Here is a 16780-nt window from a genome sequence, read left to right as displayed (position 1 = left end):
TGCCGTTTGGGTGCTCAACTGTGGTAACGCGCGCTACCGCGTGGGCCGGGCACCCGACATGGCTGCCAAAGTCGACCCTCTCCGTTAATTGGCCGTGCCCAACCAGCCGCTGGCTGGCAGCCCTTCGCATGACAGGTTGTTGTCTGACCCGTATTCACCTAGCTGATGCGGGTCGTTCGTCTTCGGTCTGCTTTCGAATTCCGACGACGCTGCCATCGTCGGATCGACCATCGGCCTCAGCAAGCAGCTCGGTCTCACGGTCGTGGCTGAAGGCATCGAGAACCGCGCAACGGCCGACTTCCTGGTCAGCATGGGATGCGAGGAAGGGCAGGGCTATTTCTTCGGCCGTCCGATGCCGGCCGAGGCATTCGAGAAGCAGTTCCTGGCCGCGGAGTTCGCCACCGTCAGCGCAGCCTGAGCGGGCTGCTCTCGCAACGACTGAATCAGTGAACGTCGCCCACCGCAACTGAATCCGGTGACAGCCGCCGTTAACAAGAGATCGCGCTCACGTAGGGGAGGAGACCGAGGTCGCAGCTTAGCGTTCGCGCCAGGCGCGCATCAACTGATCGGAAAGGGGCTTGACGAGGTACGACATCACCGTACGCTGGCCGGTCTGAATGAAGGCTTCGACCGGCATGCCGGCGATCAGCTTCAGGTCGCCCAGGCGAGCGATCTCCGTCTCCGGAACGACGATGCGAGCCACATAATAGCTCGTCGTGCTCTTTTGGTCGACCGCCACGTCAGCGGACACCTGGCTCACTTCGCCGTTGAGTTGGGGTGTGGTGCGCTGGTTGAAGGCTGTAAAGCGCAACAGCACCGGCTGGCCGACCGACAGACGATCGATCTCATGCGGCGGAATCCGCACCTCCACGACGAGCGCGTCGTGCGTGGGGACGATGAGCATGATCTGCTCGCCAGCGCTGATGACGCCGCCGATGGTGTGCAGCGCCAACTGATGCACTGTGCCGTCCTGCGGCGCGCGAATATCGATGCGTTTGAGCTGGTCCTCGGCCGCCACTCGTTTCTCTACCAGTTCCGAGGTCTTGGCCCGGATCTCGGCGAGATCCTTTCCGACTTCGGTGCGCAAATCCTGGTCGATCTGCATGATTTGCAGCGTGGTCTCGGTGATCCGCCCTCTGGCTTCGGCGATTGCCGCGACCAGAGCGCCACGTTCGCCATGCAAGCGCACCGCGTCGCGCTCTAGCGTTGTCAGGCGCGTGATCTGGACCAGATTCTTTCGCCACAGTTCGCGCACGCCCAGAAGCTCCTGATCGATGAAGGTTGTTTCGCGGTCTTTCGCTTGTATCTGTTCTTCGAGCCCGCGGATTTGCTCGCGGAGCTGGCCGATGCGTTCGTTGAGCTGCGCCTTCTTGCCGGCGCGCGCGGCGCGGCGCAACTCGAACAGCTTGCGCTCTCCGACGATCAGTCGATCGACGTCCGGATCGGCGGCACGCTCAATGAGGTCCGCGGGAAAGTCGAGCCGGTCCTGCCCATCGCGCTCAGCTTCGAGCCGCGCCCGGCGCGCCGCCTGTTCGTCGAGACTCTTCATAACGATCAGGAGGTTGGCCCGAGTCACCGTCTCGTCGAGGCGCACGATCACATCGCCGGCTTTCACTCTGGCCCCCTCACGGACGTTGAGTTCACCGACCACACCGCCGCTCGGGTGCTGCACTTTCTTGGTGTAGCTATCGACCACCAACGTGCCGGAACCAATGACGGCGCCGGCCAATTCCGTGGTCGTCGCCCACCCACCGACGCCGCCGGCGAGAACGATGACGACGACGAGGCCAGCGCGCAGGTGTTGACGGATGGCTCGCGGAACCACGTTCACCGGCTCGCGGCTCATGAGCTTACTCCCTCAGTCACGATCTTGAGCGGCACTGCCGGACGCGGCGGCGTCATCTTGGCCAGGAGCGCGTCCTTCGGTCCGAACGCCTGCACACGCCCCTCGGCCATCACGATTAGTTGGTCTACGGCGGCCAGCGCGCTGGTGCGATGCGCGATGATGATGACGATGCCGCCGCGTTCGCGCACCCCGAGCATGGCTCGCGTCAGGGCCTGGTCCCCCTCGGCGTCGAGATTGGAGTTGGGCTCGTCGAGCACCACCAGGAAAGGATCGCGGTAGAGTGCACGGGCGAGCGCGATGCGCTGCCGCTGTCCGGCCGAGAGCGCCGAGCCGCCTTCGCCGATCGGCGTGTCGTAGCCGTCCGGCAGTCGCAGCACCATGTCGTGCACGCCGGCGGCGCAGGCCGCGGCGATCATCGCCTCCGCGTCGGGGACCGGCTCGAAGCGATTGATGTTCTGCGCCACCGTGCCGGCGAACAGCTCGACGTCCTGCGGGAGATAACCGATGTGGCGACCAAGGGCTTCCGAACTCCATTGCTCGAGCGCGGCGCCATCCAGCCGTACCTTTCCGCGCGCCGCCCGCCACACGCCGACGATGGCGCGCACCAGCGACGACTTACCCGATGCGCTCTGGCCGACGATGCCCAGCCCCTGTCCCGGGCCCAGTGCGAAGGAGGCTTCATGGACCACGACGTTCTGTTCGCCCGGAGGCGTCACGGAGACAGCCTCGAGGGCCAGCGCTTTGCACGGTGGCGGCAACGGCGTCCTCTCCTCCTCGACCGGGAGCTGCGCCCAGTGCTGCTGCAGACGCCTCCAACCTTGTCGGGCCGAGATCAGGCTCTTCCAGTGGGCGATGGCAAGCTCAACCGGAGCGAGTGCGCGCGAGGTCAGAATGGCGCCGGCGATGATGATTCCAGCGGTGGCCTCTTGAATGATAACGAGGTAGCCGCCGACGCCGAGCACCGCCGATTGCAGCACCATGCGCAGCACCTTGGATGCGGAGCCGAAGCCACCAGCGATGTCTGCGGCGCGACGCTGGGCGAACATGTAGCTGTCATTGACGCTCGCCCAGCGCGCGGCAAGGCGCCCGCGCATGCCCATGGCCTGCAATACTTCGGCGTTCCGGCGGCTCGCCTCGGCGAGTGCGTTGCGTTGCGCGATCTGGCCCGCGATTTCCTTCGTGCGCGCACGCGTCAAGCGATCGGTAAGAAGCGTCAGGCAAACCAGCATCACCGAGCCGATCGATGCCGTGAGCCCGAGCAGCGGATGAAACAGGAAGCAGATCGTGAGGTAGAACGGAATCCACGGCAGGTCGAACAGCGCGGTGGGGCCGAGCCCGGAGAGATAGCTGCGCACCTGGTCGAGGTCGCGCACCGGCTGCAGCCCGTCGCCGCTCGCGCGCGCACGCAGCGGCCATCGCGCGACGATGTCGTAGGCGCGCGCCGAAAATGCGCGGTCGAGCCACTCGCCGACGCGGACAAGGATGCGCCCGCGCAGAATGTCGAGGAATGCCTGGAACACATAGAGGGCGCCGACGAGCGCGGCGAGACCGATCAGCGTCGGCACGCTGCGACTCGGCACCACGCGGTCGTAGACTTCGAGCATGAAGAACGAGCCGGTCAAATAAAGCACGTTCAGCATGGCGGTGATCAGGCCGAGCCCGACCAGCACGCTGCGACAGGCCTGCAGCGGCGTGGACACGGGATGCGCGTGAGGAGGCACGTTCTCTCGCGGCGCCGCCGCCGCGCGCCGCCGCTTCCAGACCAGCCTGATCAAAATGAAGGCCGCCGCGGCGAACAGGCCGACGCGCATGGTGAGGCTCGCCAGCTCCTCCGGATATCCGAGAACCTGGCCACACCAGGCGGCGGCGGGCCGGGAGAGCTGGCCGCACCAGGCAGTGACACTATCCGGCATCGGATCTACTCCAGGCCCGTGCGACCGAACAGGTGCCGGCTGCGCGCCATAGCGGCGTGCAGCCGGCGGCTTGTGGTTCAGACGTTGATGACGTTGTCGTGGTTTCCATCGATCTTGACGGAGAAGCTGCTGGAAGCCGTATCCCCGTCGGCATCGGCGATCTGAACGGTGAAGTCGAGCTTCTCGTCGGGCGCCGGCTGCGACTGGATCAGGCTGAACCCGCCGATATCGAAAGTGTTGTTGTCGTTGCCGTCGATGCCGTCATGGGCGCTGATGTTTTCAATCAACACGCGGTTGTGGGTTCCATCCGTGGTCCATTGCACCTTGTCGCCGGTGCTGAGGCCCGTGATGATCAAGTTGCCGTCGTCGTCGACCGTCGCGACGGGAGTATATGTCGTATTGCCTGACTTGACGACGAAGTTGGTAAGTGTGGCCGACGTGATGTCGACGTGCGTGTCATTGGTGAGCCCGTCGACGAACCCCGTCCCCGGCTCGTAGGTAGTGCTGTAGGCCGTGATCTTGACGGTGATGGGTCCGACGCCCGGGTTCGTCTGGTTCACGGTAAAGGACGCCGATGTCGCATTGAACAGGGCCTGGAAGTTGATGTTGGCTTCGACATCGGCCTCGTTCTGGTCCAGATTGGGCACGAGGAAGTTCGTGTTCGTGCCCGTCACGTAGGTGATGTACGCGCCTTCAGTGGGGTAATTGGCGTTGTCATTGAGCTGGTTCCCGTTCACGCCGAACGAGGTGGTGCTGCCGGCCTGGCTGATATTTAGGACGTCCTTGGTCGTGATGTTGCCGCCCTGGGACTGGTTCAGCGGATTCTCCCCGATCACCACGATCTGAGACGAGGTCGGATTGCCGAAGGTCATGAAGAGATTGCTACCGGAGGGCGCTCCGGCAAAGCTGAAGCTGATCTCCGCAGGCGGAGGATTCTGCAGGACATCGAAGGTGTAGTTGCCGCCGGACACGGTCAGCTTGAAGAAGTCGATGTCGCCTGCGTTGTGTGTACCGCTGCCATCGACGTCCTTGTAGTAGGTTGCGACCGTATTGTTGCTCGAGAGGTCCCGGAGCAGCGTTGTCTGCGAGACCGTGCCATCCAGAATCGTCAGGCTCGCCGGCGAGCTCGTGATGCTGTACGTCGCAGGATCATCCACTCCGACCAAAGCGCTGAGCGTCTTGGTTACGCTGGCGCCGGCAGCAAAGTCCACCTGCCCATCGGCGATGGGGCCGATGCTCGGCCCGTCGTCCTGGAACTGCACGGCATCGCCGATGCCGGTCGAGCTCGTTGCCGTGTCGCCGTCGCCGTCGGTGACCGCCACCACTGCCAGCAGAGCGCCGTCGGTGATGTTAATCGCCTCATCGTAGCTGGCACCTCCCGTCGGGTGTTTGAGCGAGGCGAATTGCGCCACGCTGACGACACCGGTCGAGCTGTTGATTTCCACTGCGAAGGCCGCCTGACCGGATTGACTACCGATGCGGCCGACCACCAGGTCGCCTTCCTTGAACAGGAAGATGCTCGTGCCGCCGGTCGTGTCGAGCCCGGAATCCACCCCTGCGGAGGACACCGCCAGCGAGAACGCCGTCGTCGCGCCCTCGTTATCAGCACCCGCAGAGCTGCCGGTCGCGGTCACGATCGGGGTGGCTTCCTGCGCGTAGCCGGGGCTGAGATCGGTGCTTTTATTGGCGACGCCAGCGAACAAGGCGACAACACCTGCCGCGGTTGTGTCGTCGGCATCCGCGTCGACCCCCGCAGTCTCGTCATGCGCAACCGTCGCCGTGCCCTGCGCGATTCCCGCCGTCGGCCCGTCGTCCTGGAACTGCACGGCATCGCCGATGCCGGTCGAGCTCGTGGCCTTATCGCCATCGCCGTCGGTCACCGTCACGACCGCCAGCAGCGCACCGTCGGTGATCGACACCGAATCATCGGGATTGGTGGTGCCCGGATGCTTCAGCGAGGCGTACTGCGCCACGCTGACGACGCCGCTCGTGCCGTTGATCGCCACCGCGAAGGCCGCCGCCCCGGCTGCACTGCCGATGCGGCCAACCACCAGGTCGCCTTCCTTGAACAGGAAGATGCTGGTGCCGTTGGTGGTGTCGAGGCCGGAATCCACCCCCGCGGCGGACACCGCCAGCGAGAATGCCGTCGTCCCGCCGAACGAGTCAGTGCCATACGAACTTCCGGTCGCGCTCACGACAGCCGTCGAATTCTGCGCGTATCCGGTCGGGCTGAGGTCGCTGCTGACGTTCGTTAGGCCCGCAAACAGCGCCGCCACCGCCGCCGCGGTGGTATCGTTGGCATCCGCGTCGATACCCGCAGTCTCGTCATGCGCCACCTTCGCCGTGCCCTGCACGATCGCCGCCGTCGGGCCGTCATCCTCGAAGTGGATGGCCGTGCCGACCACGGCGCTCGCGGCGTTGGAGCTGACAAGGCTGAAGCCGCCGATATCGAAGGTGTTGTTGTCGTTGTCTTGATCGGTATCCGCGTTGCTGATGTTTTCGATCAGGACGCGGTTATGGGTTGCGCTCGTCGTCCACTGCACCGTGTCGCCGCTGCTCAGGCCGGTGACCGTCAGTGTTCCGTCGGCGTTTACGGTAGCGACCGGAGTATATTGCGTATTGCCTGATTTTTTGACGACGTTGATGAAGGAGGCCGATGTGATCGCGATCTGCGTGTCGTTGCTGAGCCCGTCGACGAAATTCACCCCCGGCTCGGCGGCGGTGCTGAAGGCCGTGATCTTGACGGTGACGGGGCCGATGCCTGGATTGGTCTGGTTGACGGTGAAGGAGCCGCCGGTCGCGTTGAAGACGTTCTGGAAGGCGATGTTGGCTTCGACGTCGGCCTCGTTCTGATCGAGGTTCGGCACCAGGAAGTTCGTGTTCGTGCCCGTGACATAGGTGATGTACGCCCCCTCACCAGCGTTGATCTGGTTGCCGTTGACGCCGAACGAGGTGGTGCTGCCGGCCTGGCTGATATTGAGCACGTCCTTGGTCGTGATGTTCCCGCCCTCGGATTGATTGAGCGGGTTCTTGCCAATCACCACGATCTGGGTGGAATTCGGATCACCGAAGGTCATGAAGAGGTTGCTGCCGGACGGCGCGCCGGCGAAGCCGAAATTGATCTGCTCGCTGACCGCGACCTTGAGATGGCTGCCGAGGTCGAGGGAGTCATCGGGGTTGGTGCCATCCAGATGCTCCAGCGCCTCGTATTGAACGCTCCAGATCTTGGCGCCGGTCGCGGTCTGCTCGAGATAGACCGCGAAGACGATGGCACCAGCTTCCGTCTTGCCGACCACGATGTTGTCGTTCGTGGGGTCGGCCCAAAGGAAGACCTCCTCGCCGTCATTGGTGAAGAGACCGCTCGTGTCACCGTCGAGCGCGCCGCCAGTCGAATCGGTGAAGGCGAGGTTGCCGATCGCGCCCGTGACGCCGCTGATGGTGATAACGTCGCCGCTGCTGACCGCATGGTTGATCTCCGCGGCCGGAGCGCCCAGTGCCGTCAGCCGGCTTGAAAACGCGCTTGGGAGCGTCGTGTTGGTGTCGTCGTTCTGCAGGCCAGCGGTTTCGTCGAGGGTAACGGTTGTGCCGGTAAGAGTGACTGAAAGTGCCATGAGAAACCTCCTACAAAAAACTAGTGGTAGGCTCGCACATCAGAAATTCCTGCGTCCTTCGGCGTATCGCGAGTTTCGTCAACGCCGGCATCATCGGCGGCAAGCCGATCACAGGCTCCTTCTCTTTCATCTTCATCGAAGAATTTCCCGCCGCCCGGGAGGTGCGTCACAGACGCAACAAAACCATCTCGTCGCTCTCAGTCGAGAGATCGGAGCCACAACACGGTCGGATGCGCGCGCCGCTCGAGCGGCGATCACACCCTATCGTTTGGATATTTCCTGACGGAAGCGCAGGGCTCAAACATGACCGCCCTTTCCAGCAATTGAGATGCTACTTTGAAACTCTCTCAATCAACGAGGGCCTACGCCGTTCAACACCTTGGCGGGCCCGCAATTCACGTCGTATCGAGCATGCCAATGCTCGACGAACGCAACACATTAAAATCGTCATTAACTTTTGTAAATAGCGTCATTAATTTTCAAATATATATCTAAATAGATAGCGATCGTCGCAACAGCCAAGGCGGCACATCTCGCGCGCTGTGATGGTTTCTTGCAGCTCTAACGAAAGCGGCGCGAACGCAATGCGAAACGATCAACTGCTCGAAGCTCGAGCGCGTGATCACGGCGACTATCAAGAGCGGCATTGGGTCTCACCTCGATGCGCCAGATCCCGACGAGATCAGCGGATTGCGCTGCTGTAACGCCGCCATCTTGGGAATCGAAATTATGGCAATGCCAACCGCATTTTTCTCGCGCTTTCAAGCGCGCACGCAATATCGACAACCGACCTGCTCGGCTCAAGTGCTCGCGCAATCACTATTCGGCTTGTTCAGCAAGTTATGGCGGCATGCCTCGCTCACAACGCCACCTGGATGCAGGCGGCCGACCGCAAGATTAGTTCGGGGAAATGCGTAGCATGGGCGCTGGCGCTTGCCGCCGATCTCGCGCATTCGGTCGCAGCACTGCTCGAAACGACAGGGCTGACGCCGTCGCTGCTCGAGATCGAAGTCACCGAGGACATCCTGCGGCATGACGAACGCCGCGTGCTTGAAATGTTCAAGAGAATTCAGGAGCTCGGCGTCCGGATCCTGTCCGATGATTTCGGCACCGGCTATGCGAGCCTGAGCTATCTCAAGAAGTTTCCGCTCGACGGCCTCAAGATCGACCGGTCGTTCGTCTTCGGTCTTCTTTCGAACTCCGACGACGCTGCCATCGTTGGATCGACCATCGGCCTCAACAAGCAGCTCGGTCTCACGGTCGTGGCCGAAGGCATCGAGAACCGCGCAACGGCCGACTTCCTGGTCAGCATGGGATGCGAGGAAGGGCAGGGATATTTCTTCGGCCGCCCGATGCCCGCCGAGGCATTCGAGAAGCAATTCCTGGAACCCCTGCTTTGGACCAACGTACCGCTGTCTCGCGTCTGCTTTCGCTCATCTCGGACGCGACGTTGAGGCGCGTGAGGCGGCTGCCCATGTGCTTGAGTTTGATCCCGGCTTTACAGTATCTGCGATGATCGCGCGGGGCGGGACGTCGAACTTGAAGTTGTTGCTTGAGGGCCTTCGGAAAGCGGGGTTGCCAGAGTAAGCCCGGGTGCCGAATGACCGCCAGTGGCCCGAATGCGAAGTGGCGGCACGGCCTGCCGGCGTCCAGATTTGCTCAGCCCGAGCTCTTCTCAGTCTGACCCGTATCGGAGGTCAGCATCTGCGCCATGACGCCTTCTGGTTGTGACCAATCCGACCTTCCTTCGTTACCATCGGCATTCATTCACCGGATAGGTTGCCTCGCGGATCGCAATCTCGGTGCGAGGCGACGTAGTCGATTTCGCCGCGCGTAATACCGATATCCATAAGCTCCCTGTCACTAAAGTCGCACAAGTTGGCCAGTAATCTCCGGCGTTTGCGCCACTCCTGAAATGCATTCCAGTATGCTTCGAGAGGACTGTAGACCTGCCGCCTTGCTGTTGCCGGTCCCAGCTCGGTGGACCCGTGGATCGTGCTCATTGAGGGTGTCCTGTCTGGACTGCTCACTAGGACGGAAGTTGCCGCAAGAGGTGCCGGCGCGCTTAACTGGTGGCTTACATTTCTCTTACCGGCGGCTTATTCTTCATGCGCTAATACAGAGGCGGCCCCGAGAAGGAATGGCAGCTTGCGCTATCTTTTCGAGGAATACGCATTCGATACCGACCGGCGCGAGCTGCAGCGGGGCACTGATGCGGTGTCGATCACACCGCAGGTTTTTGACCTGCTCGAGTACCTGATCCGCAACAGGGAGCGGGTTGTAAGCAAGGACGACCTCGTCAACGCCATTTGGAATGGTCGCAGCGTATCTGACGCGGCGTTGACGACCCGCCTGAATGCCGCGCGAAGCGCGATCGGCGATTCCGGTGAGGCACAGCGCCTGATCAAGACGTTACCGCGCAAGGGTTTTCGTTTCATCGGCACGGTCCGCGAGGTGAACCAGCTTTCCGGCGCGGCGGCGATCTTGAGCCGCGATATTGAATTCGCGGAAGCCCCCCTTCCACTACCCGACAAGCCCTCGATTGCTGTGCTGCCGTTCGAGAACATGAGCGGTGATGCCGAGCAGGAGTATTTTGCCGACGGAATAGTGGAGGAGATCATCACGGCGCTTTCGCGGTTCAAGTCCCTGTTCGTTATCGCCCGAAATTCAAGTTTCACCTTCAAGGGCCGAGCTGTAGACATCAAGGAGGTCGGGCGCAGGCTCGGAGTGCGCTATGTGCTTGAAGGGTCTGTGCGCAAGGCCGCAGGAAAAGTTCGCATCGCAGGACAATTGATCGATGCAGCCACAGGGGCTCATGTCTGGGCGGACAGATACGAACGTGACCTGACAGACGTCTTCGTTCTCCAAGATGAAATCACGCTAGCGGTTGTCTCCGCCATTCAGCCGAAGCTGCTCCAAACGGAGATCGCAGTGGCGACGCGGCGGCGACCGGAGAATCTCACCGCCTATGATTTTTACCTCCGGGCCGTGGGCGAGTTCCGTTCGATGACCCGCGAAAGCTTTGCCGAGGCGATAAGGCTGGCTCATCGCGCCTTGGAGCTCGACCCTCGGCTCGGTCTGGCTGCCGGCCTGGCAGGTAACTGTCACGCGCTCAACGTCGTCTTCGGCTTTGCTGTCGATCCTCAATTCGAGCGCCGAGAGGCACTTCGACTTGCTCGCCTCGCATTGAGCATCGACGACGGTGATGCAGACACGTTAGCATCCGCCAGCTTTATCTCGGCAATCATGATCGGCGCTGGGCAAACCGAGATCGAAATGGCGAACCGTGCGGTCGCTCTTAACCCGAATGCATTTCAAGCCTTGGTCTGCAGAGGTCACGTCTACAGGATTGCGGGGTTACCCGAGGAAGCAATCCTCAGCTTTGAACATGCCGTCCGCATGAGCCCATTAGATCCGGTGCTGCACGCGGTGATGGCCGGGATAGGGATGGCCTTGATTGAGCTTGGTCGCTTTGAGGAGGCCGTCGAAGCAGGAAAGAAGGCCGAGCGTCAGAACGCCTCCTATTCATCAACTTACCGCTGCCTCGCGTCCGCATACGCCCATCTCGGACGGGATGCGGAGTCACGCGAAGCGGCGGCACGTCTGCTTGAGCTCGACGCCGCCTTTAACATATCAGGGTGGATAGCCCGGGGCGGGCAATCGAACGCGAAGCTGCTGATCGAGGGGCTCCGGAAAGCGGGGTTACCCGAATAGCAGTCCTATTTTGGCGAGATGATGCACTAGCGGCCCTGCAAGCGCCGCGCATGAGTCGGGTTTTGGCCCTTTGCGGCCGTGCTCGCGCGTTTCGGCGGCGTCCGCTCCTAGCGGCTAAACGGACCTAGCCTTTTCCCTACGCCGGTCTCCACCACCTTTCGAACCGCGGCCTCGGAGGTGCCGAAGGACGGTTCGGCGGTAGGTTCATGTCGCAGTGACGGGCACCTAGGCTGCGAGATCGAACGTCGCAATCAGAGCACGGACCTCGCCCGCCAATTGGCGATAGTGCTCGCTCGCTCGCAAATAAAAGCCCCGATTGCTCTCATTTGCCCTCTTGGCAATCAATTCGCATTCAGCAGCAAGGCTCTCATACCGCTCTAACTTGGCTTGAAAATCCCTCATCCGAGCCACCCAACTAGTTACAAACAAGGGGGCCGACGTTATTCGCGGATTTGTGGTGCGGCAAGAGGATTGGACCATGCTGCATTGCAAATTCGAATGCTCTGCCCGCCGCTCAGAACGGTCGGCGCGCCGGTGAGGCCGGACGGCATCATTCTGCCGCGAGCATCGCCTCAAATCGGCGAACGTTAGTGCAACACACGAGCGGCTTCTGCCAGCCGGACCTTCTCTCGTAAATCCTCGAGTTCCTGAAGCATTTTCAGGAGATCCGGCAGGACGGTTGCCCGCTTCAAAATTCGAGTCGTTTGTCCCATCGCTACACGCCTCCATGGCTCGCAACGGCGAGCCACATCAAGGCGCACACACGCAAATTTTCCCCTGCAGGCGGAATTGCATTTTTAACAAATTTGCTGAGCGGCGTTGGCGCGGTGGCATTCACTGGGCGTGGTGCGTGCGGCCTTGCCGGTTATCCCATATGGGTTTTACGATGCAACCTATGTTAGAATTTTGTATTTGGAGCTACCGGTAATCCGTCGTGATGGAAGATGATCTCCTTGAACGCGCGGGCACGCGCGATTGACGAGAGCAGGAAGCTCGTCGACGAAGCCGCCCAAATACGATGGCAGGTTGAGCAAAGAGACGCATCGTTTAGATACCAGCGAGAGATTTTCCAAGGCTCCAGAATCGGTCGCCTATCCTGAGGGAAGAACGGTTTATGGCCCATTGCTTCCATTAGCGCGTAGCGGCGAGTTGTCCGGGGTCGGGGCAAAGCGGAAGCACCCCACCGCCGGCCAATCGGCGCTGTTGACCCGAAGCGGACATGCTGTTGCAATCTTCGAACTCTCTTTCGGCGGACAAAGACTGCGCGGCTCGTCTGAGGTCAGCTCTAAGCCAGTATACGCACTTGCAACTGGAACAATGTCCAAGCGATCTGATTGAAGTGTGTTATGGCTTGGCTGGGATTGGCACGGAGTATTCCTGGCGAAGCGTGGTGATAGTCAGGGAAGGTGCTTCACATGGATGACGAACGAAAAGCTGGGAAACGGGCCGCTGAAGGCTTGCGCGAGGCGACTGCTAAGGAAGAAGCGAAAAACGAGAGCAAGACGGGACACGATCTAGCGAAGGGCGCTGATCGCTTCGAAGAACGCTCTAAAAGCTCCGATGGAAGAAGCGCAAAAGAGAAACAAAAAGGGTGAATGTACCACAGCAGACAAGCGCTGCGTTTCGATGGACCTCCCATGCGAGCCACCGGGACCGATGTTTGGCTGTGGTGATCAACTGTTAGCCCAGCTGGCTTTGGGCAAGGCTCTCTAAGGTCCGCGTCGCCTTCTGGCTCGTTGCCGATCTGCGCTTGAAGAGCAGAAAGATCTGCTTGCAGGAGATGAGCCCGATCAAGGTGAAGCAGCCCGCCACGACCGTGCTCGACACGAAAACCTCGCTTGCACCAGCAAGCGCCGCACTCGCGCTCCTATGTGGACAGCGATACCGCCGACATCATCACCAATCATTTCGCGACAGGGGGCCTAGTAAACGCACTGTCGGACCCAGTAGCCACCGCTGACCCGTATCCACTGGCATGGACTCGGCGGGGGCTCTTTGATGATCGGCCACCCGTGAATATCGATGTTTGTTGGCGCGGTGATGCCGCGCCAAAAGACGGCATTCGCTTCGGAGGAATGGAAGACCAAAGCTCCGGCGAAGCAGGTAGCGGCTACACAGCACAGCAGGAAACGGCTCATTTGCCTGATCCCGGCGAGACGTTGGACCCTTGCCGATGCTACGCGAGCTGCAGGGTTTCATCCACACCCACGGCGACCAGTCTGCCGCTCCGGGGGCGCTCCCAACGCAGGGTTACGGGCTCTTGGCGCTATGTTGCGTTGCGAAGTGCACGTTTGTGAGACCAGGCGCTTCGCTTTCGAATTCGGGTCCTTCGAAACAGTTCGTTAGCTTTCATGTGGCTTGCTGGGAGCGTGCCGATTACCGCCGATCGCGGCACATTGGAATGGGAATGCCGGCCCCGGCTGTTTCTCCCAACCTGCGGCTGGGGCCGTTTTGAACTTTTCGCTGCATCGTTCAACCCGGTCCACAACCATGTTTAGAGGCATTGCTATCGCGCTATTTGGAATGAGCATGCTTTCGCAGCTCGATCGCGCGCTCTTCTACGGCCGCAATACTGACGCCGCGCTGCGGCTGATACGGGACGTTGGCCAAGGTTTTGGGCTGTAGGTCCGCCCGCGCTGCCCTCAAGATCGCTCGGGGACTACTTCTTCAACAGCAGTCCCAACGTTCGCGCCATGCGCCTCACCGATCCGGCGTGGCGGCCGAGTTCGGCGGCTATCTTTGACGCGCCAACTCCCTGTCGGGCCAGCGTGATCAACCGTCGGACCTCCTGCTCGGCCCATTGTTTTGGCTTCGGAGTTTTCATGATGCGGCGCTCGATCCGCACCAGTTAACCAGCGAGCGAAATTGCCGACACTTGGGAAATTTACGGGTGGACTTCCTGCCTGAGGCCACCCCTCGCTTTTAAACGGCAGTTTCGATGCTTGTCGGCTATTGCCCGTAAACCGGGCGTAGGGCTGCGCTTGCCACGACCGCAGCTTGTGACCCCCCAGCTGCCTTTCGCTGCTACAGACTCTCGACGGCGATAGCCCCGTATGAGGCAATGAGCCTGACGTATTGAAAGCCGATTTTTGGCTATGGTAGATTGCCAGTTTATCCCGATTGCTTTGATCCGTCTTAGTAGTGTTTTTTGTACTGTGGAGGACATTTATGCGAAGCTCTCGCGCAATGCTTTATCGGCAACAACTTGGCGAACTCGCCTCTCAGCTCTCAGAACTAGAAGATCTTCGAAGTCTGGTCGAAGATGCAGAGCGCGTCGCCCGAGGTGCGCCTGCATTGCGCTCTAGACGCCATGCTTCGCACCGCCTCCGAGGTCGTGATCGCGGCGCCCTGTCTGTCCGCCTCCGCTGCTACACGCCACCAGGCAGAAATGCAGGAGGTCTCAGGGTCCCTCAGAACGACAACTTAATCGATTGGATGTTGCTTGAGCCATTTCCCGACGGATGGTGGGCTTCCCCCTAAAGCTCTTCAACGGCTGCCAGTAAATCAAGTTTTCTCGTCTGCTTGTGGGCCCTAGTGTGGCCGTGCCGCCTTGCTTTAAGCAAGCGGCGAAGCCGGAATCTTCCGGGCGGGACAGGCATAGGCGCGGCTGAGAGTCCGCCGCGCCGGTGCCATGATTGTAGCCGCGCCTAGGCTGCCTGCCGCATGCGTTCGATGCTCCGAGTTATATGATTTCCGGCATCGTCCGCCACCTTCAGAGACAAGTCCGCCATCCGGCGGCTGGTATCCAACGCACTCCTGATCGTGTCGCGCATCAGATCGGTTTGCACAGCGGCCAAATCGTGAGGAGTGCGGCAGTTCCAGAGTTCATTCGTGCGGTCCATGGTCCTCTCGATCTGCTGTCGAACGAAATCGAAGTACTCACGCGATGCACCATTCATTCCTTTGGCGACTGCAGTCGTAGAGTATATGATTGCTTCGGCATTGCGGACCGAGCGTTCCGCTGCCTGCTGCGCCTCATTGCCGGTCAAACCGAACGTGCGACCCAGCTGATCAGTCGAGCGACCCATCATGGCCGCAGCCATGTCGAGTCCGAAGCGCCAAGCGTTTTGCAACATCTCGGTATTTTGCCGCAAGAGATGGCCGCTGGCTTGCGCCACCTCCTCCCCCGCCTCGGCGGTGGCCAAGCCGATCCGCCTGGTCTGCTCGGCGGTCCTCTCGCCGGCGCGGCGGATTGTGTCTTCAGGGCTTTGGGTGGGTTTTTCCTCTGGGCGTGGATTGGCCATTTCGTTGCTCCATCGTTCTTGTTGGTGAGGTCGGATCGCTATGCGCTTCGTCACATGCGATCCTTAGCGAGCAAACGTGAGCAATTCTGCGCCGTTCCGGACCGAGCGATCTTTTAATCAATCCTCCGCGATTGCGCGCAGGAACGAGCACTTCAACTTCCAATTATTCCTTGGTTTGGCTCGTCTGCTCGCGCTGCGGATCAGACGTTTCTTGGTCCAATCTCGTTTCTTGGTCCAATCTCAAGGCTCAGTCATGACCACCGCTGAAACCGGACTGCTCATCGTTATCTTGTTGTTGGCGCTTCTCGTCATCGGCAACATCGGCTTCTCCAAACTGGCCGAGCGAAGAAATCCGCCTATCGGCAAGTTTCTCGAGTGCGACGGCGTGGTACTCCACTATATCGATCGGGGCGATCCCGCGGCTCCTTGTGTCGTGCTGCTTCATGGCAACGGATCCATGATCCAGGACTTCATAATCGGTGGGCTGGTCGATCTTCTTGCCCGCAGCAATCGCGTGGTGTGCTTTGACCGTCCGGGCTTTGGCTATAGTCAGCGGCCGCGGCTCCGAGTATGGAGCGCAGCGGCTCAAGCAGCTCTGCTGGTGAAGGGACTCGAGCAACTCGGGATCCGCGATCCTGTGGTGCTGGGCCATTCTTGGGGCGCCTTGGTCGCGATCGCTCTCGGCATGCGGAAGGATTATCCGATCCGAGGTCTTGTGCTTGCGTCCGGCTACTACTTCCCGACCATCCGATTGGATGTGTGGTTGATGTCAGGTCCGGCCATACCGGTCTTGGGCGACTTGGTCAGCTACACTGTCGCGCCGATCATCTCCTGGGCCATGTTGCCGGGAGCCTTCCGCAAGATTTTCGCGCCCCGGTCCGTCCCGTCGACATTCAAGAACGAATTTCCAGCGTCTCTCGTTCTCAGGCCCACACAATTGAGAGCGGCTGCGGAGGAAAGCGCACTCCTCATTCCAACTGCAACACAGTTCCAAGCCCACTATTCGACCATGAGCCCCCGCGTGAAAATCTTCCATGGAGCAGAGGACCAGGTGATCGAACAGAAACAAGCTCGAGATTTACATCAGGCGCTGCCTCGGTCCGATCTTCACCTGGTTCCGAATGCCGGACATATGGTCACGCACGCAGACCCCGTTGCCATTGCGGAAGCCGTCAATTCAATGACGAGATAGGAGGAGGGAGGGGTTGTCTAGTCGGCCTATCCTCCGGCTCAACAGCCTGTCTGAGCTCACTTGGATCCTCAGAGTAATCGAACAACGCATCCGACATGGTGCCATCCCAGGCATTCTCGAGCTGTGGCTCGATTTAAATGTTAATATATAATCAGCTACTTTAAATAAATTAAATGCTGGACGAGATTTAAATTTGGATTAGAATGAGAACCGCTTGGCGCCGGATGAACGCGTCAAGGACCTCCTAGAAGCGGCCCCCA

General features: G+C 60.6%; 8 protein-coding genes and 2 pseudogenes. 5 read left to right on the top strand and 5 right to left on the bottom strand.

From position 1 onward, the window contains the following. Positions 1-172: 172 nt before the first annotated feature. A pseudogene (locus N2602_RS28085) lies at positions 173-418 on the top strand (EAL domain-containing protein); the annotation flags it as partial. Between the two features lie 117 nt (positions 419-535). Here N2602_RS28085 and N2602_RS28080 read toward each other — a convergent pair. The 3 genes from N2602_RS28080 to N2602_RS28070 all read right to left on the bottom strand — a co-directional run bounded on the left by N2602_RS28080 (position 536) and on the right by N2602_RS28070 (position 7370). Continuing rightward, entirely contained in the window at positions 536-1846 is a 1311-nt protein-coding gene (locus tag N2602_RS28080) for an HlyD family type I secretion periplasmic adaptor subunit (protein ID WP_172785491.1), read from the bottom strand. Next, the gene (locus N2602_RS28075) at positions 1843-3759 is read right to left on the bottom strand and encodes a type I secretion system permease/ATPase (protein ID WP_260380114.1); all 1917 of its coding nucleotides are present in this window, start codon (positions 3757-3759) and stop codon (positions 1843-1845) included. The genes N2602_RS28080 and N2602_RS28075 overlap by 4 nt, the downstream gene beginning before the upstream one ends. 77 nt (positions 3760-3836) lie before the next feature. Beyond that, positions 3837-7370, bottom strand: a complete 3534-nt coding sequence (locus N2602_RS28070) for a DUF5801 repeats-in-toxin domain-containing protein (RefSeq protein ID WP_260380113.1) — start codon at positions 7368-7370, stop codon at positions 3837-3839. A gap of 866 nt (positions 7371-8236) precedes the next feature. On the opposite strand from N2602_RS28070, the pseudogene N2602_RS28065 reads away from it, so the two are divergent. Then, positions 8237-8824, top strand: a pseudogene (locus tag N2602_RS28065) (EAL domain-containing protein); the annotation flags it as partial. Between the two features lie 309 nt (positions 8825-9133). Here N2602_RS28065 and N2602_RS28060 read toward each other — a convergent pair. After that, on the bottom strand, positions 9134-9373 hold the full coding sequence (locus N2602_RS28060; protein WP_260380111.1) for a DUF1127 domain-containing protein: 240 nt from the start codon (positions 9371-9373) through the stop codon (positions 9134-9136). Positions 9374-9518: 145 nt separating this feature from the next. Here N2602_RS28060 and N2602_RS28055 point away from each other — a divergent pair, with 145 nt between their 5' ends. Beyond that, positions 9519-11084 carry a winged helix-turn-helix domain-containing tetratricopeptide repeat protein gene (locus N2602_RS28055; protein WP_260380110.1) on the top strand — a complete coding sequence of 522 codons (1566 nt, stop codon included), beginning with the start codon at positions 9519-9521 and terminating at the stop codon, positions 11082-11084. A 1415-nt stretch (positions 11085-12499) separates the two neighbouring features. Continuing rightward, entirely contained in the window at positions 12500-12679 is a 180-nt protein-coding gene (locus N2602_RS28050) for a hypothetical protein (RefSeq protein WP_172785485.1), read from the top strand. A 2052-nt stretch (positions 12680-14731) separates the two neighbouring features. On the opposite strand, the gene N2602_RS28045 is transcribed toward N2602_RS28050, so the two are convergent. After that, entirely contained in the window at positions 14732-15328 is a 597-nt protein-coding gene (locus N2602_RS28045; protein WP_212255365.1) for a phasin family protein, read from the bottom strand. A gap of 76 nt (positions 15329-15404) precedes the next feature. Between N2602_RS28045 and N2602_RS28040 the strand changes: the two genes are divergently transcribed. Further along, complete coding sequence (locus tag N2602_RS28040) at positions 15405-16520, top strand: alpha/beta fold hydrolase (RefSeq protein WP_260380109.1); 1116 nt, start codon at positions 15405-15407, stop codon at positions 16518-16520. Positions 16521-16780 lie beyond the last annotated feature (260 nt).

The organism is Bradyrhizobium sp. NC92, assembly GCF_025200865.1.
Lineage (GTDB): Bacteria > Pseudomonadota > Alphaproteobacteria > Rhizobiales > Xanthobacteraceae > Bradyrhizobium.
Note: the sequence above shows the minus strand (reverse complement) of the source record. Positions and strands in the feature narration are given on the sequence as shown.

What these genes read in the sequence shown, in the direction of transcription:
- N2602_RS28080 (WP_172785491.1), bottom strand. Translation starts at nt 1,846, where the DNA reads ATGAGCCGCGAGCCGGTGAACGTGGTTCCGCGAGCCATCCGTCAACAC.
- N2602_RS28075 (WP_260380114.1), bottom strand. Translation starts at nt 3,759, where the DNA reads ATGCCGGATAGTGTCACTGCCTGGTGCGGCCAGCTCTCCCGGCCCGCC.
- N2602_RS28070 (WP_260380113.1), bottom strand. Translation starts at nt 7,370, where the DNA reads ATGGCACTTTCAGTCACTCTTACCGGCACAACCGTTACCCTCGACGAA.
- N2602_RS28060 (WP_260380111.1), bottom strand. Translation starts at nt 9,373, where the DNA reads ATGAGCACGATCCACGGGTCCACCGAGCTGGGACCGGCAACAGCAAGG.
- N2602_RS28050 (WP_172785485.1), top strand. Translation starts at nt 12,500, where the DNA reads ATGGATGACGAACGAAAAGCTGGGAAACGGGCCGCTGAAGGCTTGCGC.
- N2602_RS28045 (WP_212255365.1), bottom strand. Translation starts at nt 15,328, where the DNA reads ATGGCCAATCCACGCCCAGAGGAAAAACCCACCCAAAGCCCTGAAGAC.